Here is a 26,056-nt window from a genome sequence, read left to right on the forward strand (position 1 = left end):
GAGTCTCTGTCGTGCCTTCCTGGTAACGACTGTCTACAAGAAGTGTCACACCCCATGCGTCCATTCAATTTATCCATGTGATGTCTCAGGCATAGCGGACAGTTCTGTATCAGGACATGTCGGACACTTCAGAATGCGGGGGCTGTTTCAGTGCGGTGGCGGTTCGGTTGTAGCGGACGAATCCGACATGTTTAATCCCGGGTTCAGTGAACTGGGTGTTCGGCGTTGAGTTCCCGGTGCCAGTCCCCAGAACATGATGATCATTTCGCCTGCGATGACGTGGAGTTTTGCGGCAACCTCAGAGTTCGCGTTGGAAATCCACCCAACTCCGCAACAAGAGGTGAGCACCATCACGATCGCCCCTTTCTTGCCAAAGAGGAAAGACTAGATTAGGGTTTCCTGTATGGAAAACAATGAAGTTGAGGCACGGGAGGCGCTTGCTGAGGTCGACCGCATCCGCGAGGTGAACGAGCACCACCTGCGTCGCCCGAAACGGTACTGGATCATGTTCGCCGCTTTCTTCGCGTTGTGGGTGCTCAGCCCGCTGCTCTACGCGGTGGTTCCTGAGCCGTACGGTTATTTCCTGCCAGTAGTGCTGGTTGCCGTCGTCGCTGCAATCTTCCTGTGGCGGAAGCCGCGCGACATGCGCATCCGGTACACACTCGATGAGACCATGCTGCGGCAGTTGATGGTCGGCGTTGTCGTACCCTTTGTCGTACTCAAGGTTGTCAGTCTCGGGCTATTCCAGCTACTCGGATGGTGGTGGGTGCTGCCTGTGGCAGCCGTGGCAACGTTCGTGATCATCTATCTCCGATTCGGGGCCTTGGACCGGCAGTGGGCACACACCGTCAGCCACCGTGAGTAACAAGCGACGAGCGCACGCCCAGCTCGATCCCATCATCCACCCCTTGCCACGACTCCGGCTCTGCGCGATCCTCGCGCCGCTGGACTGGGAAGAGTTTCAAACGCTGCGTGACCTGCTAAAGACGAGTGACTCCGCACTCAGCAAACAGTTAAGCGCGCTCACAGAAGCGGGATACGTGGAGCAGCTCCGAGCCTCTCGCGGCGGACGGAGCCGAGTGCGAGTTCACTTGACTGCCGCCGGTCGTCGCGCGTTTCGCGCACACCTCGCCGCTCTTGCTGCACTCGCCCAGTCCGAATAAAGCTGACCGAGCTAATACTCCAAAGTGGTGGACGGTCGGCTCTATCCGTCGAATCGAACCAGCGCACAGTCAACGGTCGGTGGTTTTGTCGGATGGGCTCCGTACCTATCCGGTGACGGGCAAAGTGTGCACCGTCAGGAAGGGAGCGTGGCGGGCAATGCTGAAGTTCAATACGCTCGGAATATGTGCACCCGTAACCGGAGGTGCTTATGGTCCTCACCATGTGCTGAGACAATCGGAGGCCTCAGTTGGCTGTGGGTGCGGGAAGGCCGTTTCGGCACCCCCGCACCAGCTTCCGCTGTGATGGGACCGGTGGTGCCGACTCGGCGGCACCGGGTCTTTCGTCGCGGTGTGGCTACCGTGGCCCCACCGTCGGGATTGGTGCGCGGTGCCGGTGAGTCACCGGCACCGTTCGTCCCGGTTGCCGACCGCGACGGTGCGACCCGTCAGTGAGCAACAAGTCCACATATTGTACCCCAAAGACCAAGTGGCTACTAGATGTTGTGGTTATGGTGGCGCACCTGTCAGGTATGGACACCATCACCGACACCACACCCAGCAGCAAAACAATGACGACACAGACGTCGCGTTCGGAGAAGCGGCGGGCGCAGGCTCCCGGGCAGTTGCCGCCGGGATTCGATCCGGACGCGTTCACGCGGGAGGCCTGTGAGCGGTCGGGGGTGACGTTCGCGGTCACCGACCCGGTCGCGCTGTCGAAGCTCCGCGTGCTCACACGCCCCAGCACCTGACCGCAGCAGGCTACGGAGAACGGCGCAGAAGTTACGCTGCTGCGCCGTACGTCGTGTTCGCTGTTCAGGCTTTGAAAGTGATCTCGACCCGTTCGGGGCGGAACCTCGCCCCACCTCTCGGTAAAGGTTTGATGATGAGGGTGTCCACGAGCGCGGCAATGATGGCACGCTTCTGCGGGATCGACCACTGTTCCTCCCACGCAGCACGGAGTGCTGGTTCGTCACCGATGGGGATGCCCTTCAACGCCGCCGACTTGCTCGTTCTGCCCAGGAGCCGTTCGGCTTCGATGATGGTGTGCCCTGCCGCGGTTTTCGCTGCATGCAACTCGGCACGGGTGAGGATACCTGCCCCGTAGTCGCGGGCCATATCCTCCATCCGTTGCCTCGCCGCGGTGATCTGCTCCATCGCGCGTGACACCCCGCCATCATCGCCGGGCGACTCATCAGGGAGCGTGGTCGCCGCGAGCCTTCGGATGATCGCTTCCGTGACGACCGCTTCAACGCCTGCCGCACTGGCCGAGAGCCCACCCCGTTCAGGTCTGCCTGGGAGTGGGAGGCAGCGGTAGAAGTGCTGCTTCGAAGGCGCGGTCTGCCCGGAACGCCAGCCCCCGGTGACGAGCGTGTTGCCGCACTTGCCGCAGGAGATGATGCCCGCGAGCAGACTCTTCGCGCTCCTGCCGACGCGGCGGTCGGGATTGGCGAACACAGCCCGGATGCGTTCGGTTTCTTCCGGGGTGATGATCGCTTCCCAATTCCCTGGCCCCATGATCGCCCGCCCGCCCGGTTTCTCGCCACCGCGAGGCGCGTCGGGGTCGTAGGCGCGCTGCCCCGAGATCCGCGCCGAGCACAGAATCGACCGCACCGTGGAGGCATGCCAGATGTTCAGACGGCTCTTGCCCTTCGACGGCGGTATCGGCCCGCCGTCACGGTTCAGCCAGACCGCGATCTGCCGGATCGACTGCCCAGCGAGGAACCGGTCCGCCATTTCACGGATCACGGCGGCTTCCTCGGGGATCAGGACACCGCCGAGGCCGTACCCATATTTCGGCGCTCCATGCCACTCACCGCGTTCGGCTTTCTGCCGATTTGCCCGCCGGATGCGATCCGCCTTATGGCCAGACTCATACGAGGCAATCGCGACGAGTTGCCGCGCCATCAGGCGACCTTCGTGTGCGTTGAGGTCGAACGCGCCACCCTTCACCGTCTCGATCCTGATCGGGTGCGACTCCACCAGGTCGATCAAGTCTTCCAACTCGCGCGGCTTCCGATACAACCGATCGACGTGCCAGGCGACGATGCGTGATGGGCCGAGCTTCACGCGTTCGAGGAGTTCAAGATATCCGGGCCGTTTCTTGTTCCCGTACGCGGAGATATCGTTATCCATGAACACCACCGGTTCATCGACGCCGAGCCGGGCGCAGAGGTCGAGGCAGTCTTGCCGTTGCCGATCGACGCCTGCCTCCGCGCCGGTACGATCTTCCGAGATGCGCAGATAGACGACGATTTGCTCCATGTCGCTGTTGTTTGTTGTTGTGCCGTTCATGACGACCTCCATTCACTGGGTAGGTACGTCGGTCAAACCCGACACGTCGACAAGACGACGACGATGTCTGCGTTGCGGCGGGCGTGGGAGAAACGCCACGGCAGCGGTTCTGTGATCGGTCTGGCACCGTCTGCGGCTGCCGCTGATGTCCTGGCCGGGGATTTGGGGATCTCGACGGAGAACACGGCGAAGTGGCTCCACGAACACCGCCGCGGCAACTGGAACCTCACACCCGGGCAACTCGTCATCATCGATGAAGCCTCCCTCGCAGGAACCCTCGCGCTCGACACCATCGCCACCCACGCCGCCGAGGCCGGCGCGAAGGTACTTCTTGTCGGCGACTGGGCGCAGCTCGCGGCCGTGGATGCGGGTGGGGCGTTCGGAATGGTCGTCCGCGACCGGGACGATGCCCCGGAGCTGACGGATGTGCGCCGCTTCCGCAATGAGTGGGAGAAACACGCCTCCCTCGGCCTGCGCATCGGCGATACCGATGTCATCGACACCTACCTCGACCACGACCGCATCACCCCAGGCGGCTACGAGGACATCCTCGAGCAGGCATACCAGGCATGGCGTGCCGACCTGGCTGCGGGGAAGGCATCGGTGTTGATAGCCGAGACCCTAGACACTGTTTCCGAGCTCAACACCCGCGCCCGCACCGACCGGATCCTCGCAGGCGACGTCGCCCTCGACGGCGTCCGGCTCCATGACGGGAACGAGGCCTCCCGCGGCGACCTCATCATCACAAGACAGAACGACCGCCGACTCGCGCTGGGACGGGGGTGGTTGAAGAACGGCGACCGGTGGACCGTCACCCGCGCCAACGATGACGGATCCCTCACCGTCCGCCGCGCACACTCCAAATGGCGCACCACAATCACTCTCCCTGCCGCGTACGTCACCGAGCACGTCGAGCTGGGGTACGCGATCACGGCTCACCGGGCGCAGGGCTCCACTGTCGATACTGCGCATGCGATCGTGCACTCACCCGAGATGACCCGGGAATCCCTTTACGTCGCGATGACCCGCGGCCGGGAATCCAACCGCGCCTACATCGCGACCGATGAACATCACCTTGAAGATCACCAGCACCGGGACGACCTGCAGATGACCGCCCGGTCCGTGCTCTACGGCATCTTGCAGCATGTCGGTGCGGAGCATTCCGCCCACGAGACCATCACGACTGAGCAGGACATGTGGGGGTCGCTGGCCCAGCTTGCTGCCGAGTACGACACCATCGCCCAAGAAGCGCAGCAGGACCGGTGGGTCACCCTCCTCGAACACGGCGGCCTCACCCCACAGGCGATCGATGAGCTGGTGGAGACGGACTCGTTCGGGATCCTCACCACCGAACTGCGCCGACTCGAAGCCGACGGGCACGACATCAACGACCTCCTCCCACGCATCACCCGCGCCGGAGGCCTCGATGGGGTGGAGGATCTCGGGTCGTTGCTGCGCTACCGGGTCCAGAAAGTCGCCGCCACCTACCAGCCGTCAGCGCGCCGGGTGTCGCTGATCGCCGGCCTCGTCCCGCGTGCGACTGGCATCACCGACCCAGCCATGCGGCAGGCGCTCCAGGAGCGGGAGCAGCTCATGCAGCAACGCCTCGACGCCCTCACCACCACGGCCATCGAACGGCCCGAGCCGTGGATGAGCATCGTCGACGGCCTGGACCCCGACGCACGGGCGACGGCGGTGCGGGTGGTGGCCGCGTATCGGGACCGGTGGGGCATCACCTCCACCAGCCCCCTCGGACCCGTCCCCGACGATGACGCAAAGAGGATCGACTACGAACGCGCCCGAGGGCTCCTCGCCAGCCATCAGCCAGACCAGCAGGACGCATCGCCCGGGGCTCAGCAACGGCGCAGCCGCACCCTGTGAGCACCAACGACCGCCCGGCAAGGGATTGCTCTTCCTTTGCTGCAGGGCCGCCGGTATCCTGATGGTGGCAGGAGCAACCACACGCCGAGCCCCCGGACATTGTTCAGGGGTGACGCAGACCGTTCGAGCAGCATCTCGGGCACTCAACCACTCAGGACCAGCCACACCGCAATAGTCCTGCGTGCGAAAGTGAGGCCCACACCATGCTCCTGAACCGGCTCTGGAACGCCAGCATCCACACCCGCATCTTCCTGCGCCGATGGATGCCCACCAACATCCTCCTCGACCGACTCCGCACCCGTCGCTGCCTGCGGTGGGGTGTTCCAGCGATGCTCCTCGGCGTCGTCTACATCCTGATCGCCGCCACCTGCACCGAGCTCATCGACCAGGGCTGGAGCGAATGGCTCTACCTGGCCTTCTTCTGGGCACTATGGAACGGCCTGAAGTTCCTCCTCTTCGGGCCGTGGAGCCTCATCCTCCTGGCGCAGGTGCGAACGCGGGAAGCGATCGCACGTCGGCGGCAGCATCGACATGCTGCACGCTCCGAACACGCTCCGGTGTGACACGCGCCCATGGCGCGTGGTCGGTCATCGTTCCTGCTCGGCATCGCGCCAGGCCTTGAGACATTGTTAGTCGGCGGACGGCACGTCCTCTTGGGGATCTCGTTCAGATGGCCGGTGTTGATAACGTACTCGTGCATGTCGCGGGTCTCATGAAAGGTCACCAATACCGCTTCCCGATGCGGGAGTGTCTCGTAGATCTCGTGTTGGGCCCGCCAGGGGTGTACCTCGGACGCGCGAATCCGCGCCCGTCGAAAGCTCAGTCACGCCTATCTAGATTGGATGGTTCCTCAAGATCGGTCATAGCGCGGCGTTGGGTGAACGCGACCGCATCGTCACGCATCCTCTGCAGCACGTCCCAGTTGTGGAGCATGTCATCTGCGTCGTGATCGAAGCTCGGCACGAGTTCGCGCATACGGGTGAGGACATCGGTATCGGGCAGCGATTCCAGCCAGGCCCGCACGTCCGCGAATGTTGGAGCGTCGGGCATGTCGGCGATGGTGCCCGTCATGTCCGCTCGTACCGTCGCCGCACTCAGCCGGTCGCGGTTGCGGTCATACGCAGGGACCCGACTCCCTTCGGAGAGCGCCACCCGCAGATCCGGGTGGCCCTGCGATATCTCATGCCACGCCGGGATCTCGGGCTGGGGAGGATCCGTTCCGGTGATGAGCCTCGGGATGGCCTGCGTCCGCACCCAGGCAGCGATCTCGCCCAGCTCGTTCATCAACACCGGCCAGCGAGCGGTTTCCGGCAGGTTGATCCCGACGGTGGGGAACAGCGTCACCGGCACCACCTGGCCCGTGGGAGCCGAGAAGATGACCTCGCCCGGCACGAGCGGTTCCTCAGGCCGCTTCGGTATGTCGCGCGGATGCCGCGGTGTCACGTCTTCGCGAGACACAACAGGGATTCGAACGGCCGTGACCGCCGGGGTGCGGTGCTTCGCGTGATTCGTGTAAGCCACCAGCCGTGCTAACGGATGCGCCTCGGGATCGGTGTACCGGTGAAGTGGCTGGAGATCGTAGATGCGCCGGTTCAGATCCGCACCGCTGCGAAGCGCCGACGGCCCGTTCTTCGCCCGTTTCTGGGTCCACTCCACGAACTTGTCGTAGCTCGACGCAGCAGGCATCTCCACGAGCTTCGCCGCTCTCTCGCTGAGTTCGGCTCCCGCGTCGGCCTCGGCCTCGATGTAGATCGTGTGCTCGATCGCCGCCCGAAGCGCGTTGAGAGCATCAGCGGCCAGCAACGGGATCTTCTGCGGGATCGGCGCCACACTGTCAACCACTAGATGCCGAAGCTGCCCGTCGAGCACTTCTCGGAGGCGAACGACGTCCGAGGACTGGGCCTGGTAGTCAAAGAGCATCTCGCCGACTCTTCCGATCAGCTCGTCGACATGAGCAAGCGTCGCAGCAACCCCGAGGTGCCTATCGGGAAGCCAATGAGCAACCATCACCGCACACCTCCCGACTCTCTCGCTTTTGCTCAATCCTCCCAGAACGCCCTGACATCCCCGATCAAGCCGCTCGGTTCCGCAACCCGCGCCGGAGATGCTCCAAGAACCGTAGGGATGGCGTTCACTGCTTCGAGAGCTTGCGTCCGACGCGACGAGTATTGGGCCTGGACTCGACTTCCGCCCGCTTCAACGCCCGCCACACCATCGAGTGCCCTATACCGAGCTCCCGTGCGATCTCACGCGTCGTCAGCCCCGACTCATAGCCGCGAACCGCGTGCGCAACTTGCTCATCGTCCAACCCCTGACGACGGATCCTGACACCAGCATCCACGAGCAGATCCCGCACCGTTTCCTTACCCAAACGATGCTCACGTGCGATCGAGATCAGCGACGCCCTGGACTCGTACGCCGCGACCATCGCCTGCAACGTCTCGGGGGCGACCGGGGTTCCAGCCGTCTCAATCGGCGTCACCACCGGCCCACGAACATCACTTCGAGGCACAGCTAGACTGGAAACCGACACGCCCTGACCTTCGGAAGATCCGCGTGAAATCAACGATTTCAAGGTGACGAACGAGGATACAGTTTTCTCCCGGTTGGGGCACGAGAATAAAAGGCCCCCTTCACGGGGGCCTTTTTCGTGCGCTCGGGTGCCGAATGCAGCCAATTCGCGGGCCGTTGCCGCGCGTCCGCTGCGCTCCTGTAGCTGCTTTGGCCGATAGTCTGAGCGCAGGGCGCGAGCCTGCGCCCGCGATGGCGAGAGGAGACAGCTGCATGTCGTATCGAGTCCAAGGTGTGGTCGTGAGAGCCGAGGGTGCTCCTGCGCAGATCGAGACGGTGATCGTTCCTGATCCCGGCCCAGGCGAGGCTGTCGTCGACATCATCACGAGTGGTGTCTGTCACACCGACTTCCACTATCAGCAGGGTGGGATCAACGACGAGTTTCCGTTCCTGCTCGGCCATGAGGCCACCGGTCGCGTGGCCGCCATCGGAGACGACGTCACAGAGGTCGCGGTCGGCGACCGCGTGATCCTGAACTGGCGCGCAGTCTGCGGCCAGTGCCGCGCGTGCATGAAGGGCAAGCCCCAGTACTGCTTCGACACCCACAACGCCACCCAGAAGATGACCCTCGAAGACGGCACAGAGCTTTCGCCAGCACTCGGCATCGGCGCCTTCATCGAGAAAACCCTGGTCGCCGCGGGCCAGTGCACCAAGATCGATGAGGAGTCGGATGCCGCGGCGGTCGGCCTGCTCGGTTGCGGCGTCATGGCCGGCATCGGTGCTGCTATCAACACAGCGGAGGTGCAGCGCGGTGAATCGGTCGCAGTGATCGGATGCGGCGGCGTCGGAACCGCGGCGATCGCCGGAGCACAGCTCGCGGGCGCGACCACGATCATCGCCGTCGACATCGACGACGCGAAGCTTGAGCAGGCGAAGCGGTTCGGTGCGACACACACCGTGAACTCGCGTGACCTCGACGCTGTCGAAGAGATCCGCAGCCTGACCGAGGGCTTCGGCGCCGACGTCGTGATCGACGCAGTCGGGCGACCGGAGACCTATGAGCAGGCGTTCTACGCCCGCGATCTGGCCGGCCGCGTCGTGCTGGTCGGAGTCCCGACGCCCGATATGAAGCTCGAGCTGCCACTGCTCGACGTGTTCGGCCGCGGAGGCGCGCTCAAGTCGTCTTGGTACGGCGACTGCCTGCCCAGTCGCGACTTCCAGATGCTCATCGACCAGTACCGCCTCGGGCGACTCGATCTCGACGGTTTCGTGAGCGAGCGAATCGGGCTGGGCGACATCGAGGCCGCCTTCAAGAAGATGGCCGAAGGAACCGTGCTGCGATCGGTGGTCGAGCTGTGAGCGCGCGCATCGAACGACTGGTCACGAGCGGCACGTTCTCGCTCGACGGCGGCACCTGGGATGTCGACAACAACGTCTGGATCGTCGGCGACGACTCCGAAGTCATCGTCATCGACCCCGCCCACGACGCTGCGGCTGTGGCCAAGGCCGTCGACGGACGCGCCGTCAAGATGATTCTGCTCACACACGGTCACGACGACCACGTGCGAGCAGCACGCGAGACGGCACGACTGCTCGATGCGCCCATCCGCCTGCATCCCGACGATCGGATGCTGTGGGATGCAGTGCATGAAGAGGCACCGGATGGGCAGATCGCCGACGGCGACGTGTTCGAGGTCGCCGGGGTCGAGTTGGAAGCTGTGCACACCCCCGGTCACTCACCCGGGTCGGTCAGCTTCGTCGCTCCGGCGCTGGATGCCGTGTTCACGGGCGACACGCTCTTCCAGGGCGGGCCGGGTGCCACTGGACGGTCGTACAGCGACTTTCCGACCATCGTCGAGTCGATTCGCACACGGCTGCTGACGCTGCCGGACGAGACCGTCGTGTATACCGGGCACGGTGACCCCACGCGTATCGGCGACGAGGCACCGCACCTGCAGGAGTGGATCGACCGCGGTCACTGATGCGCGGTGGCGCTGGGCCTGGAAACTTCGTGCATCTGGGCCCGCGCATCCGCCTTGCCTGTGCTGAATGTAGTCAATTCTCGGGTTGATGCCGCGGGGAGGCGTCGTTCGGGCACGTTTCGCGAGATTTGACTACTTTCGGGACACGCAGATGCCCCGGCGCGTACGGTGAGGGCATGAGCCAGACCTCGAAGACCAGCAAGACACCGCAGATCACCCTCAACGACGGCAGCCGCATTCCCGCAATCGGCTTCGGCACCTACCCGATGGTCGGACAGGCCGGCTTCGACGGCACCGCCTCGGCCATCGCCAATGGCTATCGCCTCATCGACTCTGCCGTGAACTACGAGAATGAAGGCGCTGTCGGGGCGGCGATCCGCGCATCCGGAATCCGTGACGAGATCACCGTGCAGACCAAGCTCGCAGGCCGTCACCACGAGACCGAGCGTGCCGTACAGGCCGGCTGGGAGTCGCGCTACCGCCTCGGCCTCGACCAGATCGACGTCATGCTCATTCACTGGCCGAACCACAGCACGGGCAAGTACGTCGAAGCGTGGCGCGGGCTCGTCGAGCTGCAGCAGCAGGGTGTCGTGCGCACGATCGGCGTCAGCAACTTCGCTGAACAGCACCTGCGCGAGATCATTGCCGACAGCGGCGTGACCCCCGCGGTGAACCAGATCGAGCTGCACCCGAGGTTTCCGCAGCCCGAGATGCTCGAGGTGCATCGTGAGCTCGGCATCCAGACGCAGGCGTGGAGCCCGCTCGGCAAGCGCCAGGCTCCGTTCGACGAGTCAGCGGTGGTCGCGGCGGCCGAGGCGCACAGCGTGACGCCCGCCCAGGCGATCCTGCGGTGGCACGTGCAGCGCGGTGTGGTGCCGATGCCGAAGTCGGCCACACCGGAGCGCCAGGTGACGAACCTCGACGTGTTCGGGTTCGAGCTGACGGATGCCGAGGTGCAGTCGATCTCGCAGCTCGCGCAGGCAGATGGGCGGCTGTTCGGCGGTGACCCGCTGACTCACGAGGAGATGTGAGGGGGCGCGGGGTTTCGGGGTTTCGTGACGTGCCTTCGGCACTCCTCAACCACCGGATAGGGTCGCTACTTCGCGGTGTAGCCGCCGTCGATCGGGATGTTGCCACCCGTGATGTAGGCGGCGCCAGGCGACGCGAAGTACGAAACGGCGTGCGCCACGTCGGCAGGCTCGGCCACGCGGCCGAGCGGCACAGCCTCTGAGACCTCGCGCTCCTTGCCGGCCGGGTCGTCGAACGTCGCAAGCCACTCCGTGAACATCTCGGTGCGGGCCATGCCAGGTGCGACCGAGTTGACGCGGATGCGGTGCGGCGCCCATTCGACAGCGGCTGCGATCGTGAACGACTTCAGGGCGCCCTTCGATGACGAGTACACGCTCATCTCAGGTACCCCGATCGAAGCCAGACGGCTCGTGACGTTGACGATCGAGCCGCCTTCGCCCTGCTTGATGAACTGGCGTGCTGCGGCCTGCGCCATGACAATAGGCGCAATCGCATTGGTCTCGAACGTTGCCCGAATGTCGGCGACGGGCGCCTCCTCGAGCTTTGCGTTGTAGTCGATTCCCGCGTTGTTGACCAGCACATCCAGCCGTCCGGTCGCAGACAGGGCCGCCTCGACGACCCTGTCTGCTGCACCGTCTTCAGTGAGATCAGCCTGTACAAACGTCGCCTTGTCTCCAATGGACTGGGCGACTGCCTCGCCGCGTTCGACGCTGCGGCCAGTGACGATCACGTCAAAGCCGTCATCGACGAGGCGACGGGCGATGTCTACCCCGAGCCCACTGGTGGCTCCGGTGACGATTGCTGTAGGCATGATGCTCCTTATTGTTGCTTTCAGCCGCTAGTTCGAGCGGTTGACCTTGCCGACGAGCTCCTCGCCGACTGCCAGGCGGTCCTGGTCATCGTCACCCGGCACGACATTGCCGCGCAGCGAGCGCCCGGCAGTCTCGTTGAAGGTGAGCACGGCGACAAGACCGATCGCGGCGGTGATCATCAGGTAGAAGCCCGGAACCGCGATGAATCCGGTGGCCTCGATCAACAGCTCGTTGAAGAAGCCAGCCGTTCCTCCGAGGAGGCTGGTCGCGATGTTGTAGCCGAGTGCGAATCCGGCGTAGCGGACCGACGTCGGGAACAGCGCCGGCAGGGTTGCCGAGATGTTCGCGAGCAGCATCACCAGGAAGACGCCGAAGATGGCGAGTCCGAGGATCTGCAGCGGGACGATGCCGCTGTCGAGCAGGTAGATCGCGGGCACCGAGCCGACCAGGAAGCCGATGCAGGCCGTGATCAGGATGGGGCGACGGCCGATGCGGTCCGAGAGGGCGCCGATCGGGATGATCACTGCCATCATGACCAGCTGCACGCCGACGAGCATGAAGCCCGAGGTCGTCGGGTCCATGTCGAGCGACGAGTCGAGGTAGGTCGGCATGTAGGTCAGCACGAGGTAGAAGGCCGAGTTGATCAGGATGACCAGACCCATGATCTTCAGCAGCTGCTTGGGCTGCTGCTTGACGAGGTCGACGAGCACCTTCCAGGCCGAGGACTTCGCCTCGCCGCTTGCCTGAGCCTCTGTGAAGGTCTCGGACTCGGTGAGCTTCGTACGCATCCAGAGAGCGAACAGACCCAGAGGCAGTGTGATGAAGAACGGGATTCTCCAGCCCCAGTCGTTCATGAACTCGTCGCCGAGCGTGAGCTGCATGACGGTGACCAGGATGGCAGCGCCCGAGAAGCCCAGCAGGGTTCCGAACTCGAGGAACGAGCCCCAGAAGCCACGACGGTTGTCAGGTGCGTGCTCAGCCATGTAGACGGCCGCGCCTGCGTACTCGCCACCGGCCGAGAAGCCCTGGATGATGCGCAGCGTGAACAGCAGGATCGGCGACCACCAGCCGATGGTGTCGAATGTCGGCAGCAAGCCGATGCAGAAGGTCGACAGCGAGATCATGAGGATCGTGAAGACCAGCACCTTCTGGCGGCCGATGCGGTCGCCGAGGGGGCCGAGGACTGCGCCGCCGATCGGGCGGACCAGGAACGACACGGCGAAGCCGAACAGCACCCAGAGGGTGGAGTTCTCGGAGTCGCCGAAGATGTGCGAAGACAGATACCCGGTCAGGTAGCCGTAGATTCCGTAGTCGAACCACTCGATGGCGTTACCGGCCATCGCTCCCATGACCGAGCGCTTGACGTCTTTGCGCTCGCCCGGTGAGAGATCGATCTCTCTTGTGATCGGTGGTAGGTCTTTGCGACCTCTTGCTGTGGCGGACATGTGTTTCCCTTCTTTAGTTGGGTTTCAAGGCGCGCGTTTCCCATTGCGTCATTGCAATGCGGGCGTAGGCGCGGGCTGCGAGTTCGAGATCAGAGATGGAGACGTGCTCGTTGGGCTGGTGCGCTTGGTTTCGAATGTCTCCCGGGCCGAGGATGATGATCGGGCATGCGTGGTGCTGGTGAACGTAACCACCTTCGCACGCTGCGGTCCAGGCTTCAACTGGACTCGAGAACCCGTCAGCTTCGAGTGCTCCGACACACGCCTCAGTGAGCGGATGCGCGGCATCGGTTTCGAAGCCCGGCATCTGCATGAGCAGCTCGACCTGTGTGTCACAGCCGTCGAGCGTGTGCTCGCGCGCGATGATCTCCTGAAGGTCGGCGAGGGCAGTGGCGCCGGTCTCGCCGGGCATGAGCCTGCGGTCGACCAGCAGCTCGCAGCGGTCAGGCACGATCGAGGTGCCGTGGCCGCCCTGGATCACGCCGACGCTCCACGACGCAGAGCCCAGCAGGCCGCGGCTGCCGGCGCGGAGGCGCTCGTGCTCGCCCGCGATCAGCAGCGCGATGCGGCTCGCGGCCGTGATCGCGTTGACGCCGTCTTCGGGCCTCCCGGCGTGGGCCGCCGAGCCAGTCACCGTGATCTTGAAGTTCGCGGCTCCGCGGCACGCGATCACCGTCGACATGTCGGTCGGCTCGGCGACGACGCAGGCGATATACGCGCGGCTCTCGTTCTCAAGCTCCGCGAGCATGCCGAGCGAGAGGTCTTCTTCGTCGACCGTCACGAGCAGCTCGAGCGGCAGCTCCGGGGCGGACGCGTTGACCGCAGCCATCGCCTGCAGCACAGCTGCGAGCCCGCCCTTCATGTCGACCGACCCGCGGCCATACAGCTTGCCGTCTACGACCCGGGGGCTGAACGGCTGCGTGACCGACCATCCGGTTCCGGCAGGCACGACGTCGGAGTGGCCGAGGAACAGCAGCCCCGGCTCATCGGGTCCGAACTTGATCGAGAGGTTCGGCCTGCCCGGGGCCACCTGGCGGCGCTTCGTGCGGCCGCCGAGCCTGGAGGCGATCATCTCGAGCACTTCAACCGTGCGGATTTCGGTGGTGCCTGGGTTCTCGCTGTTGGCGAGGATCAGCGAGGAGGCGTCGGCGACGATTGTCGCGCCGTCGATCAGCTCCAGTGCCTTCTCGATGTTGCTCACGGATGATTCCTTATTGGGCAGTTGCATAGAGGGTACCCGCCAGACGGGCGACTCCCTCGTTGATTCGTGCAGGTTCGTTGGTTGCGAAGCAGAGTCGCAGCTGGTTTCTGAAGTCGCCGCGGCTCGAGAACGCGGGGCCGGGGATGTAGGCGACGCCGTCGCGGATCGCGTCCGGCATCAGCGCGGAGGAGTCGCGGGATGCGAGCTCGCCTTGCAGCGTCAGCCACAGGAAGAAGCCGCCCGAGGGGTTCGTTGCGACAGCATCGTCGCCGAACGTGCTGGCGAGGACGTCGCGCATGCGGTCGCGGCGCTCGCGGTAGAGCGGCACGACGCGGTCCAGGTGCGACTGCAGATGACCCTCTGCGATGAAGTCGGCCACGAGGTGCTGCGTGGGCACGGGTGTGCAAGTGTCCATTGCCTGCTTGGCGGCGATGATCAGGGGCTTCAGCGACGGGTCGGCGTCGATCCAGCCGACGCGCAGGCCCGGTGCCAGCAGCTTCGAGAAGGTGCGCACCGAGAAGATGCGCTCGTTGCCCGGGTGGAGCTGATGGAACGTCGGCTCGGCCTCACCCTCGAACCGCAGGATTCCGTAGGGGTCGTCGTCAACGATGACAGCGTTCCACTCATCGGCCAGCTCGAGCAGCCGGCGACGGCGGTCGCCCGGCAGGGTGGTGCCGGTCGGGTTCTGGAAGTTGGGGATGCAGTAGATGACCTTGGGCTTCTGACCTGCGAACTTCACGAGATCGGGGAGTGCGTCGACGACCAGGCCCTGCGCATCCGTCGGCGCTTCGAGCACGCGTGCTCCGTACGAGAGCGCCGTGGCGATGCCGTTCGTGTAGGTCGGGCCCTCGACGATGACGAGGTCGCCCGGGTCGACGAAGAGCTTGAAGGCGATGTCGAGGCCCTGCATGGCGCCCGTCGTGACGATGACGCGGTCGTCATCGGTCGGTGCGCCGTGCTGCTGCGTGAGGTCGACGATCTGCTCGATCAGCTTCGGCTCGCCCGCGGTCTCGCCGTAGTCGAACCGGCCCTGGGCGTAGCGGCCCGCGATTGCGTCGAGCTGCTCGACCGGAATCAGGTCTTCACCGGGGGCGCCCATGGCGAACTTCACGATGTCGTGCGTCTGCGAGGCCAGCAGCGAGGTCGACGAGTCGATGACGCTTCCGACGAACTGGTCGGTGCGGCGGGCGAATGGCAGGGTGTGCGTCATGCGGATGTTCCTTTCACGATGAGCTGTCGGGGCGCGTCCGTGAGCGCTTCGACGCCGGTTTCGGTGACGGTGATCGACTCTGAGATCTCGCAGCCCGTCTCGAGCCACATGCCGGCGATGATGTGGAAGCACATGCCGGGGGCGAGGACGGTGGTGTCGTCGCCGCGAATCGAGACGGTGTGCTCGCCCCAGTCGGGCGGGTAGCCGATGCCGATCGAGTAGCCGAGGCGCGACGCCTTCTCATAGCCGCGGGCGGTGATGTGCCGCTGCCAGAGCGCGTGGGCCTCGCGCACCTCCATGCCGGGCTTCATGCCCTCGAGCACGAGCCCGAGCCCTTCGGCCGTGACATCGGCGAGGGTCAGCAGCTCTTGGCTTGGGGGTGCGAGGGCGATCGTGCGGGCGAGGGGCGCGTGGTAGCGCTGGTGCACGCCGGTGAGCTCGAGCGAGACGGCCTCTGCCTTGAACTTCGCGTGGCTGAAGGTGAGGTGCGGGGTGTCGACCGCGGGCCCTGCCATCATGAGCGGCACGATCGCGGGGTAGTCGCCGTTGAACTCCTCAGTTCCGCGGGCCTGGGCCTCCTGGATGATCGCGGCGAGCTTCGCCTGCGACATGCCGACTTCGATGGCGTCGATCGCGGTGCTCATGACGCGGCTCGACACCTTGCCAGCTGCGCGCATCAGCTCGATCTCAGCGGGCGACTTGATCAGGCGCACCCAGTTGACGAGCTCGTGCGACTCGACGAGCGTCCACTCGGGCATGGCCTTCTGCAGAGCCAGGTAGCCGCGGACCGGAAAGAAGTGCGCGTCGCCCTCGACACCGACCCGCGACTTCGCAGCGTGGCCTGCGTCGCGCAGCTGCTGGGCGATCCAGTCGAAGGGGTGGCGGTCGTGCTGCTGCACGAGCGACTCGGGGTAGCCGATGACGGTGCAGGTGCCGGGCTCTGCGGTGCGGTGCGCGCCGTCGGCGTCCATCGCGCGCATGAAGAGCACCGGCGTGCTGTCGTGGTCGACGAACATGGCCTGCGGAGTGTAGAACGACCAGGCGTTGTAGCCGGTCAGATAGTTCAAGTTGGCTGGGTCGACCACTAACAGGGCGTCAAGATCTGCCTCGCGCATTCGTGCACGCGTCTTCGAGAGACGATCCCTGTATTCCTGGGGGTCGATTGCCATATATGCTCCTTCGCTTGTGGTCACTCTAGGCCAAATCGCGTTTAGCACAATTGCACGGTTATGGTCGGTTATCTTAAGCTGTGCTTAAAGGAGGATCGGGTGCTCGATGTCGCGCGACTGCAGCTGCTCGCAGAGCTGCGCCGGTACGGAACGATGGGCGCTGTGGCGCTCGCCATGAGCTACTCGACCTCGGCCGTCTCGCAGCAGCTGGGCAAGCTCGAGATCGAGGCCGGAGTGGCGCTGTTCGAGCGTGCCGGGAGAGGTCTGCGGCTCACTCCCGCAGGCGAGCGGCTCGCAGACGAGGCGGATGCGGTGCTCGAGGCCCTGGAGCGGGCCGAGTCCGTGCTGGCGGTCACCCCGGACGACGCGGGCGAGGTGCGACTGGGGGTGGTTCCGACCCTGATGTGGACTGCGGTGCCGCAGCTGCGCACGCTGCTGGCTGCCGAGCATCCGTCTGTAAGGCTGTCGGTGTCGACCTTCGAGCCTGAAGAGGGCGTCAGCCGGCTGCTTGCTCGTCGCCTCGACATCATGGTGACCGACGAGTACCGGGGGCTGCCCCGCAAGCGGCAGAGCGGACTGCGCCGCGAGCCGCTCATGCGCGACGCCGTGACCGCGACGCTGCCGCGCGGAGTGCCCGCCGACGTCGATCCGCGAGAGCTCGACTGGGTGTTCGAGGCGCAGGGGAGCGAGGCCGAGCGCTGGGCGCTGTCGATCTGCCGCGAGCAGGGCGTCGAGCCGAACGTGCGCTTCTACACGCCTGACCTCGCGCTGCAGCGGCACCTCGTGCTGTCGGGGCTGGCGGCCGCGTTTCTGCCGAGCGTGATGCGCAGCGACGGCGACGAGTATCTGCCGGTGCCCGGGTTTCCGAGCGACCTCGAGCGACAGCTGTATGCCGCGGTGCGCCCGGGGTCTGGCGAACGCGGGGCTGTGAGGGCAACGGTCACCGCGCTGCGGTCGACGCTCAATAGACTCTTTGCATGAGCACACCACGCAAGCGCAACCCGACCGCAGTCTTCGCCTTCTGGATCGGGCTGCTCGGCCTCGTGCTGATGCCGATCCCGCTCTTCGTCGGCCTGATTCTCGGGGGCGGACTCGCGTTCGTCGCACTCGTGCTCGCTGTGATCGGTCTGCTGAAGTCGCGTCACACCGCGGGCCGCGGCATCGGCTGGAGCGTCTGGGCGCTCGTGTTCGTGGCGCTGACGTATGGCGGCATCAGCGTCGGCGGCGGGGTGATCTGGTAGCCGACTTGCTGACCTGACTCCGGCAGTGTCGAAGAACTCTGGTGTTTGACAGTCAAACACCAGAGTTATTCGACACTAATGGTTCTCCACAGGGCGAGACTCTCCACAGGCGGCAGGAAGTGCTGGCGAAGACGCGACCGGGTGCTGCAGAGTGCGCACATGGAACCGCACTACGAAGCATGGATGCCGCCGAAAGTCATCGGCGGGTCGGCGAGAATTTCAGACGCACAGGATGCGGGCATCGGCAAGTTCAAGATGTCGACAGGAAAGCTGGAGCGCCCCTTTCACGGGGTGCGATCGCTGACGCGGGCGACGACGGCACACGAGCGTGCGCTGCAATACCGCTCGAAGCTCAAGCGAGAACAGTGGTTTGGCGGCATCACTGCGATGCGACTGTGGGGGCTGCCGTTGCCGAGGCCGTGGCGCCTCGATGAGCTCACGCGTCTCGTTGTGCCGAGCGGAGCGTACCGTCCGCGCAGCCGCGGTGTGCAGGCCAGCAGTCTGATCCCGAGCCGTCTCGCTGTGACCGTGCTTGACGATCTGCCACTGCTCCGACCGGTGCAGGCAGTGCTCCATGCCGCCGACGAGCTGTCGAACGAGGATCTACTTGCAGCGTTCGATGCCATGATCACGAGCTCCAAGGTGTACCCCGGCCGACACCAGCAGCTGGAAGTCTGGTCTGCAGGTGGCATAGGTGCCGAGATCTCCGCGTGGGGTGGCGGATCCGCGGCTCGGCGGGCTGAAGCGGCGCTCGGACTCGCACGGCCTGACGTGGACTCACAGCAGGAGACACGGCTTCGGCACGTGCTGGTGGAAGGCGGCTTACCGGAGCCTGTACTGCAGCACATCGTGACTCTGCCTGGCGGTACACGGGTGCTCGACGTCGCTTGGCCGCAGTATGGCGTCGGCGGTGAGTACGAGGGAGACCATCACCGCAGCGATTCCGTGCAGTGGCATAGCGACATCAGCCGAGAGCGGTCTCTGACCTTGGCCGGATGGACGATGTTGCGTGTGACGAAACGCGATCTTCGGCCGGAGCATCGGGGTGCGTTGCAGCGCGAATTCTGGCGGGCGCTGTCCCGAGGTGGCTGGACCCCCAGTTAGTGTCGAGAAACTCTGGTGTTTGACCGTCAAACGCCAGAGTTTTTCGACACTGGCGGGGCTAGGCTCTTGACATGAGCAACGACGAGGCGACCACGATCGAAGGGGCCGCTGAGGCCTGTATCGAGCAGGCACGCGAGCACGGCGTCGAGCTGCTGCTTCCGCGAGTGGTTCCGCTCGGCGGACCGCGCGCCATTCCGGTTAGCCGCGTGCTGCCGAACAAGCATCGACACTTCATCGGAGCCTGGTGTTTCGCCGACGCCTTTGGACCCGCCGACCGCGAGACGTACGGTGCGATGGACGTGCCGCCGCACCCGCACACCGGCCTGCAGACCGTCTCGTACCTCGTCGAAGGCGGAGTCGAGCACCGCGACTCGACCGGCCAGAAGCACACGGTGCGGCCAGGCGGCGTCAACGTCATGACCGCGGGCCGCGGCATCTCGCACTCCGAATACCAGGCGGCCGACGCCGACGTGCTGCACGGCGTGCAGCTCTGGACGGTGCTGCCAAGCGGCGAGCGCGGTCGCGAGCCGTCGTTCTCGGGCGTCGACGCAGTGCCCGCCTTCGAGCTGGCGGCCGGCGTCGAGGCGCAGGTGTTCGCGGGGTCGTACCTCGGCCACACCGCCGATGCCCCGTACTTCTCGCCGCTTGTGGGAGTGGGATTGCGCATCCGCGCTGGTGAAGTCGTGACCCTGCCTCTCGAGCGGGGCTTCGAGCACGGGGTGCTGGCGCTGAACGACGGCGTCTTCGTGCTCGGCGACGACGATGCGCGTGTGCCGGTGCTGAACGGCGGCATGGCCTACTTCGCGCCCGGCACCGAGCAGGCGGTCGTGGTCGCCGAGACGGATGCCGTGATCGTGCTGATCGGCGGTGAGCCGTTCGAAGAAGAGGTCGTGATGTTCTGGAACTTCATCGGCGAGAGTCACGACGAGGTGCTGGAGTTCAGGGAGCGATGGATGCGCGAGCGCGCCGAAGAGGAGGCACGGGAGCAGTTCGGCACGGTGGTCGACGATGAGGCTCAGCCTCTTGCCGCACCTCGCCTGCCGGCTGTCGAGCTGTTGCCTCGCGGACGCGCCCGACGCCGCTGAAACCCATCAGTGTCGAAAAACTCTGGTGTTTGACCGTCAAACACCAGAGTTTTTCGACATTTTAGGGGAGGGGGTGGTCAACGTCATAGCGCGAGATCGACGAGCCGTTGCGCGCGATCACCGCCACCAGCCCGACGATCAGAATGCCGCCGAGCAGCATCGGCGACCACAGCCCGAGCCACGCAGCGAGGATGCCCACGTACATGTCGCCGACCCGCGGTCCGCCGGTGACGACGACGGTGAACACGCCCTGCATCCGCCCTCGCATCGAGTCGGGCGTCGCGACCAGCATCATGCTCGACCTGAAGATCGCAGAGACGTCGTCGGATGCGCCCATGCCGGCCATCGCGACGGCGGCAAGCGCGAAAGCGATCCAGTTGACGCCCGTCAGCGTGCTTGACGTCGAAGTCGCCCCGAGCCACTGCGTGACCAGGATCACAGCGCCGAACATGCCCACGAATCCGCCGTAGACCATGATCGCGCACCGAATCGCGACCCCGTGCATCCGCACTGACTTCACGTAGCCCGACAGCAGGCTCGCCAGCAGCGTGCCGATTGCGCCGGCGGCAGTCAGCAGCCCGACCGTGATCTCAGCACCGCCGATGACCACCGCGCCGACCGCCGGCAGCAGCGCATACGGCCGCCCGAACGACATCGCGATGATGTCGACGATGAACGACGTGCGGATGTTCGGCGCAAACCGCAGAAACCGCAGGCCCTCGACGAGGCTCGTCCAGCCGGGGCGCGACACGGTGTCGATCGGCCGCAGCTTCGGCAGCACCACAATGCCCATGAATGCCGCCGAGAACAGGATCGCGTCGACCAGAAACGCCCACGGCAGCCCGATGGTTCCCGCGATGACGCCTGCGAGCGCGGGGCCGACGGTGAGCATGGTGCCGAACGCCATGCCGTTCAGGGCGGATGCGCGGGGCACCAGTTCGGGCGGCAGCAGTCGCGGAACGATCGCGCTGCGTGCTGTGCCTGAGATTGTGGCGGCGACCGAGTTGATCGTGGTCAGCACATAGAACGGCCAGACCTCTGCGCGGTCGCCCGCGTCGATCAGCGCCTGGTCGTGGAATGACAGCGCAACCAGCCCGAGCACCGAGACCCAGCCGGTGATGGCGCTGGTCATCAGCACCGCCTTGCGGTCGAACGCGTCGACGAGCATGCCTCCCCAGAGGCCCGCGATGATCATCGGCACCAGTGCGACGCCGCCGACCAGGCCGACCATGAAGGTGTCGCCGGTCATGTCGAAGATCTGCAGGCCGACCGCCACGATCGTCATCTGCGCGCCGATGCCGCCGATGGCGTTGCCGACCCAGAGGCGAGCGAATTTGGGGCTGACTCTGAGCGGAGTGAGGTCCACCAGAATCTGTCGCGCCATGATTGTCGATCCTACGCCGCGGCCGGCCGACACGATGGCGGCGGTCACTGCCAAGATGGGTGGTGACATGAGCGATATCGAGAACCCCCAGGTCGCGCCGGCAGAGCACGATTCGACAGACAGCGTCGACGCGCTCGTGGTCGGCGCCACCGTCGCCGGTCTCACGGCCGCGCGCGACCTCGCCATGCGCGGCTACCGCGTGCTGGTGATCGACGAGGCGGCGCAGGCCGGCGGTGCCGCGGCCGCTGCCGAGCTGCCGAGCGGGGCGAGCGACTTCGACGCTGCTCCGTTCACAGACCCCGACGGCGACGTGGCGAAGCTGTGCGAAGAGCTGGGGCTCGATCTGAAGAGCCCCGCGACCCTGCGCAGCCAGCTGCTGCTCGGTGCCAAGCGGCTGCCGGTCCCATTGTTCTCGCTGCTCGGCATCCCAGCGTCGCCCCTCGCGAGCGAGGTCGCCAGCATCGTCGGCTGGTCGGGTGCGGTGCGTGCCTACCTCGACCGCCTCATGCCTGTGCTCAAGATCGGTCGCTACGACAACCTCGAGCACCTGGTGGGCAAGAGAATGGGGCGCCGAGTCGCCGAGCGGATGCTGCGCCCGACCGTGCGCGCGCGTCTCGGTGTCGAGGCGGGAGGGGTCGACATCGACGAGACCATTCCTGCGCTCAACAACGCCATCACGAAGGCCGGTTCGCTCTCTGGCGCGGTCGCGATGCTGGTCGAGCAGGCCGCCCACGACAGCGACGCGCTCGAGCGCGGCATCGCCGGCGGAACAAACAGGCTCGTGACCGCTCTCGTCGAGTCGATCACCGAATATCACGGGCGTACACGCCTCGGCACGCGCATCGACATCGCCGAGCGCGACGACCAGGGCTGGCTGCTGACGCTGACCGATGGATCGCTGCTGCGGGCCCAGACGCTCATGTATGCCGAAACCGACATGCAGCGAATCGACCGGGTGGCGCTCGAGGTTCCGACAAGTCAGCTCGCGGCTGCTCCAGACGTGCGCGAGGTGCTGCCGGTCGCCTCCGACGTGCACGCCGTGACTCGCGCATCCCTGCTCTGGCCTGAGAAGAGCGAGCAGGCGGCCGAGGTTGTGCTGCTGCAGTACGCGGCCGAAGAGAAGATTCCAGAATCAGAATATCTTGCGAAGGCCCGCGATGACGCACAGCGGGTGCTCGGTGTCGACCTCGAGCCCACCGCCGCCCGCCTGCTCGCGGCACCGCGCTATCGGATCGCGCCCGCCGCATCCGACCGTCATGCCGCGACTGTGCACGTGCTCGAGCCTGAGGCACAATTGTCAGACACCGTGAAGACTGCGCGTGAGGCGGCAGCGGCTGTTCGGCGCGAAGACTTCGCGGTTCCGGGCGTCTCGTGGGCGCAGCAGGTCAATGAAGAACTCCAGGAGGACGAATGAGCAGCGGCAAGACTGTCGAAGCGGCGACCGACAGGGCGCAGAAGCTCGTGCGAGCGCAGTTTCCTGAGGCGGTGACGAGCGCATTCGTCGAAGACAGCATGTTCTTCCTGACGGCAGAGGTGACCGACGGCGACGAGAAGCGCTCGGCGTCACACGCCTACACGCTCGACTCGACCAAGCCGGCCGAGCTTCAGGCGGCCGCAGAAGACCTCGCCAAGCGCGTGACAGAAGAGCTGCAGTAGATGACAGACGACCGCGAGCAGTCGATCGAGCAGCTGATGGCCTCGATCGACGCAGAGTTTCTGCACGGGGCCTCGGGGCACATCTGGCTCGAGCCCGGCACGACCGTGGCGCAGCTGCAGCAGCAGCTCGACGCGCTGGGCATGCGCCGAGTCGAGCTGCGGGCGGTCGGCATCGGCAGACATCGCAAGCGCGACCTGTTCTTCGTCGTGACCGTCGAGGGCCAGCAGGTGTTCGAAGACGGCGACCCGGGCTTCGCCTGGACGTCAGCCTCGGCGAGCACGCATGAGGCAGAGGGCGCGATGCCCGCGGTCACTGCCCGCTACGACGACCAGGGGCTCGAGAGCGGCTTCGTCGACTTCGTGCTCGATGCGCCCGAGCTTCGGCAGCGGGGCCTGCTGCTGCCCGACGACACGGGCGCCGCGAACCTCGGCATCTTCGTGCCAGAGCTCGACGTCGTCGTGCCGCTGACCGATAAGTCGGTCATCACGTGGCGCTCGCGGTTCGATGCGACCGACAACGAGCTCATCGTGCGCGATGGCGTGGCTTACCGCGACATGATGACGCGCTTCGGCGACTACTACTCGAGCAAGCCGCTCGACCCGGCGCGGGTCGATGCCGACATCGCCCGCATCAACGAGGTCATGACCCGGCTCGCGGCCGGCGAGCGCGTCACCGAGGAGGAATGGCATGGTGCGTAAGCCCGTACTCGACCACGGCGACAGCGACATCGACGACTTCTGGGACGGCGGTGGCGGCGACAGCCAGTGCGACTGGCAAGACAGCGTCTGCACCGAAACCCCCACGCACAACTACGTCGCGTTCTGCGACAACCCCGAGTGCCCCGACCGCCATACGGCCAACCTGTGCGCGAGGCACTACGTCGTCGAGATGAGCCGCCAGATCGAGCACATCCTGCAGTGCCCCGAGTATCTCGAGAGCAGAAGCGTCGACGACCGCAAGCAGGCGGTGATGGCGCACGTGGCGGCCTGGGGAGTGATCGACGGGCAATGAGCCAGGAGGCGCTTCGCGATGTGCTCGAGGCGATCGCCGACGGCCGCGAAGTCGACAGTGCGCAGGTGCATCGGCTGCGAGAGCACGATGCGGCGACGGCTGACCTGATCGAGCAGGTGACCGACCGCATGACGCGGCTCCGTCGCCGAGACAACGAGTTCGCGGCGGTCATCGCGATGACCCACGACCTTGTCGCGCAGAGAAGCGGCTCGCTGCTGCAGAGCATCGTCGACCGCGCGCACGAGCTGCTCGGCAGCGACATGACCTATGTCTCGGCCTTCGACCGTGCCGAGCGAAGCTTTGTGGTGCGCGCCGTGAAGGGTGCGGTCAGCCCCGACTTCCTGGGCATGGTGGTGCCGCCGGGCGTCGGCATCGCGACCCGCGTCGTCGACACGATGGCGCCGATCTGGGTCGACAACTACTTCGAGGCCGAGGGGTTTCCGCACGATGCTCGCATCGACGACATCCTGGTCGACGAGCAGGTCTACTCCATTCTGGGCGTTCCGCTGATCGCCAACCAGCGCATCCTGGGCGTACTGTTCGTGGCCGACAGGCGAATGCGCAGGTACTCGCCAGAAGACATCAGCCTCGCCAGGTCGTTCGCCGACCACGCCGCCGTCGTGATCGAGCAGAGCAAGCTCGTCGGTGACCTGCACTCGGCCACGCGCAAGGCCCAGGCCGTCGCTGATGACGTGCGCCGCGCATCCGCCCTGCATGAAGACCTGACCCGCCTCGTTGCCGGCGGATCCGACCCCGAGACCGTTGCGCAGGCGCTTGCTCAGGCCCTCGGTCGGCGCATCGCGGTCGTCGACGCCGATGCCGAGCTGCTGGCTGGCGAATCGACGCTGCTCGACGGCGGCGCTGAGCTGCAGCGGGCGCTGTCGAAGGCGACTCGTGATGCCGAGAGCGTGAGTCTGGCGGATGGGCGGGTCGACTACGTCGCCGCAATCGTCGTGCAGCAGAGTGCTGTCGGGGCACTGCTCGTCGAACGCAACGAGCGCGCGCTCACGAAGTGGGATCAGCGGTCGATCGAGCGCTCGGGCATCGCGTTCGCGCTGCTTCGCATGCAGCAGCGAGCCGAAGACCTCGCAGAGGAGCGCATCCGCGGCGAGCTCGCACACGAGCTGATCGACGCGTACGGCAACCGCGCCTATGCCATCGAGCGGGTGCGCACGCGCGGCATGAGCACGGCGAAGCCCTGGTCGCTGGCGCACTTCACGACGAACGCAGACGACGCCGAGCGGGTGCTTCGGGCCCTGCGCAAGAGCCCAGAGCTGCTCGTGACGCAGACCAACGGCGTCTTCTGGGCGCTGGCCGCGCAGTGTGCGGCGCCCCAGCGCATTGCACAGGCGTTCCAGACGCTCGGGAGTCGCCAGCCGCTCACTGTGACTGCCGAAGGCTCGAGCCTCCCCGTGCTGATTGAAGAAGTCGATGCGGTTCGCGGTGCGCGCGGGTTCCTGAGCTCGATGGGAGAGTCGCACGGCGTCTTCCCGGCCCACGCGTTCGCTCCCTACACGGTGCTGTTCGGAGGTGACGGGGCACGGGCAGACGCATTCATCTCGGCGTCGATCCAGCCGATCCTCGACTGGGATGCCAAGCGCGCGACCGACCTGTTTCAGACGTTGCTGGCCTCGCTCGACGAGCAGGGTTCGGTGACCGGCATCGCCCGCCGTCTAGGGGTGCACGCAAACACGGTACGACAGCGACTTGACCGCATCTCTTTGCTGCTCTCGGCAGGGTGGCAGCTGCCGGATGCGCGGTTCCGACTCGAGACAGCCGTGCGTCTCGAGGCGGCGAGGCGTTCAATGCGCACACATTAACGTCTCTAAGTATGGTGAAATCGGCCACAGCGGGTCGTGGGTGAAGTTGGTTGACTGTTCTC

26 protein-coding genes are annotated in these 26,056 nt (G+C 65.6%); 17 read left to right on the forward strand and 9 right to left on the reverse strand.

Annotated elements, in window-relative coordinates; translation table 11 throughout:
• The first annotated feature begins 403 nt into the window (after positions 1 to 403).
• The 3 genes from CZ674_RS12890 to CZ674_RS12900 all read left to right on the forward strand — a co-directional run bounded on the left by CZ674_RS12890 (position 404) and on the right by CZ674_RS12900 (position 1,912).
• Positions 404 to 865 (forward strand): hypothetical protein, encoded by a 462-nt coding sequence (locus tag CZ674_RS12890; RefSeq protein WP_086992928.1) that lies wholly within the window; start codon positions 404 to 406, stop codon positions 863 to 865.
• Positions 858 to 1,163: a transcriptional regulator gene (locus tag CZ674_RS12895; RefSeq protein ID WP_086992929.1), complete on the forward strand. Its 306-nt coding sequence runs from the start codon at positions 858 to 860 to the stop codon at positions 1,161 to 1,163. The genes CZ674_RS12890 and CZ674_RS12895 overlap by 8 nt, the downstream gene beginning before the upstream one ends.
• Positions 1,164 to 1,693: 530 nt before the next feature.
• Positions 1,694 to 1,912, forward strand: a complete 219-nt coding sequence (locus CZ674_RS12900) for a hypothetical protein (protein ID WP_143244746.1) — start codon at positions 1,694 to 1,696, stop codon at positions 1,910 to 1,912.
• 64 nt (positions 1,913 to 1,976) lie between these two features.
• On the opposite strand, the gene CZ674_RS12905 is transcribed toward CZ674_RS12900, so the two are convergent.
• Positions 1,977 to 3,455 carry a recombinase family protein gene (locus CZ674_RS12905; protein ID WP_200810115.1) on the reverse strand — a complete coding sequence of 493 codons (1,479 nt, stop codon included), beginning with the start codon at positions 3,453 to 3,455 and terminating at the stop codon, positions 1,977 to 1,979.
• A 63-nt stretch (positions 3,456 to 3,518) separates the two neighbouring features.
• Between CZ674_RS12905 and CZ674_RS12910 the strand changes: the two genes are divergently transcribed.
• Complete coding sequence (locus CZ674_RS12910) at positions 3,519 to 5,336, forward strand: ATP-dependent DNA helicase (protein ID WP_086992931.1); 1,818 nt, start codon at positions 3,519 to 3,521, stop codon at positions 5,334 to 5,336.
• 203 nt (positions 5,337 to 5,539) lie between these two features.
• Positions 5,540 to 5,899, forward strand: a complete 360-nt coding sequence (locus CZ674_RS12915; RefSeq protein WP_086992932.1) for a hypothetical protein — start codon at positions 5,540 to 5,542, stop codon at positions 5,897 to 5,899.
• A gap of 256 nt (positions 5,900 to 6,155) precedes the next feature.
• Here CZ674_RS12915 and CZ674_RS12920 read toward each other — a convergent pair whose 3' ends face one another.
• Both CZ674_RS12920 and CZ674_RS12925 read right to left on the reverse strand, forming a co-directional pair.
• Entirely contained in the window at positions 6,156 to 7,256 is a 1,101-nt protein-coding gene (locus CZ674_RS12920) for a hypothetical protein (protein WP_200810116.1), read from the reverse strand.
• A gap of 211 nt (positions 7,257 to 7,467) precedes the next feature.
• Positions 7,468 to 7,848, reverse strand: coding sequence for a helix-turn-helix domain-containing protein (locus CZ674_RS12925; protein ID WP_143244747.1), 381 nt, complete (start codon positions 7,846 to 7,848; stop codon positions 7,468 to 7,470).
• Between the two features lie 272 nt (positions 7,849 to 8,120).
• Here CZ674_RS12925 and CZ674_RS12930 point away from each other — a divergent pair, with 272 nt between their 5' ends.
• From CZ674_RS12930 to CZ674_RS12940, 3 genes are all read left to right on the forward strand, one after another.
• A complete protein-coding gene (locus CZ674_RS12930; RefSeq protein ID WP_086992933.1) occupies positions 8,121 to 9,206 on the forward strand; it encodes an S-(hydroxymethyl)mycothiol dehydrogenase in 1,086 nt (361 codons plus the stop codon).
• Positions 9,203 to 9,829 (forward strand): MBL fold metallo-hydrolase, encoded by a 627-nt coding sequence (locus CZ674_RS12935; RefSeq protein WP_086992934.1) that lies wholly within the window; start codon positions 9,203 to 9,205, stop codon positions 9,827 to 9,829. The genes CZ674_RS12930 and CZ674_RS12935 overlap by 4 nt, the downstream gene beginning before the upstream one ends.
• A gap of 176 nt (positions 9,830 to 10,005) precedes the next feature.
• The gene (locus CZ674_RS12940) at positions 10,006 to 10,860 is read left to right on the forward strand and encodes an aldo/keto reductase (RefSeq protein WP_086992935.1); all 855 of its coding nucleotides are present in this window, start codon (positions 10,006 to 10,008) and stop codon (positions 10,858 to 10,860) included.
• Between the two features lie 65 nt (positions 10,861 to 10,925).
• On the opposite strand, the gene CZ674_RS12945 is transcribed toward CZ674_RS12940, so the two are convergent.
• From CZ674_RS12945 to CZ674_RS12965, 5 genes are read right to left on the reverse strand one after another with little or no spacing between them, the layout of a single operon-like run.
• Complete coding sequence (locus CZ674_RS12945; RefSeq protein WP_086992936.1) at positions 10,926 to 11,669, reverse strand: SDR family NAD(P)-dependent oxidoreductase; 744 nt, start codon at positions 11,667 to 11,669, stop codon at positions 10,926 to 10,928.
• Between the two features lie 27 nt (positions 11,670 to 11,696).
• Positions 11,697 to 13,115 (reverse strand): MFS transporter, encoded by a 1,419-nt coding sequence (locus CZ674_RS12950; RefSeq protein WP_086992937.1) that lies wholly within the window; start codon positions 13,113 to 13,115, stop codon positions 11,697 to 11,699.
• Between the two features lie 13 nt (positions 13,116 to 13,128).
• Positions 13,129 to 14,313: a M20 family metallopeptidase gene (locus tag CZ674_RS12955; protein ID WP_234988593.1), complete on the reverse strand. Its 1,185-nt coding sequence runs from the start codon at positions 14,311 to 14,313 to the stop codon at positions 13,129 to 13,131.
• A gap of 10 nt (positions 14,314 to 14,323) precedes the next feature.
• Positions 14,324 to 15,523: an aminotransferase-like domain-containing protein gene (locus CZ674_RS12960; RefSeq protein ID WP_086992939.1), complete on the reverse strand. Its 1,200-nt coding sequence runs from the start codon at positions 15,521 to 15,523 to the stop codon at positions 14,324 to 14,326.
• On the reverse strand, positions 15,520 to 16,692 hold the full coding sequence (locus CZ674_RS12965; protein ID WP_086992940.1) for a M24 family metallopeptidase: 1,173 nt from the start codon (positions 16,690 to 16,692) through the stop codon (positions 15,520 to 15,522). Before CZ674_RS12965 ends, CZ674_RS12960 begins: the two co-directional genes overlap by 4 nt.
• A gap of 99 nt (positions 16,693 to 16,791) precedes the next feature.
• Here CZ674_RS12965 and CZ674_RS12970 point away from each other — a divergent pair, with 99 nt between their 5' ends.
• The 4 genes from CZ674_RS12970 (at position 16,792) to CZ674_RS12985 (ending at position 20,122) form a co-directional block, all read left to right on the forward strand.
• A complete protein-coding gene (locus CZ674_RS12970) occupies positions 16,792 to 17,673 on the forward strand; it encodes a LysR family transcriptional regulator (RefSeq protein ID WP_159456999.1) in 882 nt (293 codons plus the stop codon).
• Positions 17,670 to 17,933: a hypothetical protein gene (locus CZ674_RS12975; protein ID WP_086992942.1), complete on the forward strand. Its 264-nt coding sequence runs from the start codon at positions 17,670 to 17,672 to the stop codon at positions 17,931 to 17,933. Before CZ674_RS12970 ends, CZ674_RS12975 begins: the two co-directional genes overlap by 4 nt.
• Before the next feature lie 159 nt (positions 17,934 to 18,092).
• Positions 18,093 to 19,037: a hypothetical protein gene (locus CZ674_RS12980; protein ID WP_143244748.1), complete on the forward strand. Its 945-nt coding sequence runs from the start codon at positions 18,093 to 18,095 to the stop codon at positions 19,035 to 19,037.
• A gap of 71 nt (positions 19,038 to 19,108) precedes the next feature.
• Entirely contained in the window at positions 19,109 to 20,122 is a 1,014-nt protein-coding gene (locus CZ674_RS12985) for a pirin family protein (protein WP_086992944.1), read from the forward strand.
• Between the two features lie 61 nt (positions 20,123 to 20,183).
• On the opposite strand, the gene CZ674_RS12990 is transcribed toward CZ674_RS12985, so the two are convergent.
• A complete protein-coding gene (locus CZ674_RS12990; RefSeq protein WP_086992945.1) occupies positions 20,184 to 21,506 on the reverse strand; it encodes an MFS transporter in 1,323 nt (440 codons plus the stop codon).
• Here CZ674_RS12990 and CZ674_RS12995 point away from each other — a divergent pair.
• From CZ674_RS12995 to CZ674_RS13015, 5 genes are read left to right on the forward strand one after another with little or no spacing between them, the layout of a single operon-like run.
• Positions 21,505 to 22,920, forward strand: a complete 1,416-nt coding sequence (locus tag CZ674_RS12995; protein ID WP_159457000.1) for an FAD-dependent oxidoreductase — start codon at positions 21,505 to 21,507, stop codon at positions 22,918 to 22,920. The two genes, CZ674_RS12990 and CZ674_RS12995, sit on opposite strands and share 2 nt — an antisense overlap.
• A complete protein-coding gene (locus CZ674_RS13000) occupies positions 22,917 to 23,162 on the forward strand; it encodes a hypothetical protein (RefSeq protein ID WP_086992947.1) in 246 nt (81 codons plus the stop codon). The genes CZ674_RS12995 and CZ674_RS13000 overlap by 4 nt, the downstream gene beginning before the upstream one ends.
• Positions 23,163 to 23,861, forward strand: coding sequence for a hypothetical protein (locus CZ674_RS13005; RefSeq protein ID WP_086992948.1), 699 nt, complete (start codon positions 23,163 to 23,165; stop codon positions 23,859 to 23,861).
• Positions 23,851 to 24,174 carry a hypothetical protein gene (locus tag CZ674_RS13010; RefSeq protein WP_086992949.1) on the forward strand — a complete coding sequence of 108 codons (324 nt, stop codon included), beginning with the start codon at positions 23,851 to 23,853 and terminating at the stop codon, positions 24,172 to 24,174. The genes CZ674_RS13005 and CZ674_RS13010 overlap by 11 nt, the downstream gene beginning before the upstream one ends.
• Positions 24,171 to 25,994: a helix-turn-helix domain-containing protein gene (locus CZ674_RS13015; RefSeq protein WP_086992950.1), complete on the forward strand. Its 1,824-nt coding sequence runs from the start codon at positions 24,171 to 24,173 to the stop codon at positions 25,992 to 25,994. Before CZ674_RS13010 ends, CZ674_RS13015 begins: the two co-directional genes overlap by 4 nt.
• Positions 25,995 to 26,056 lie beyond the last annotated feature (62 nt).

It is taken from the genome of Agrococcus casei LMG 22410 (assembly GCF_900163565.1).
GTDB classification, from domain to species: domain Bacteria; phylum Actinomycetota; class Actinomycetes; order Actinomycetales; family Microbacteriaceae; genus Agrococcus; species Agrococcus casei.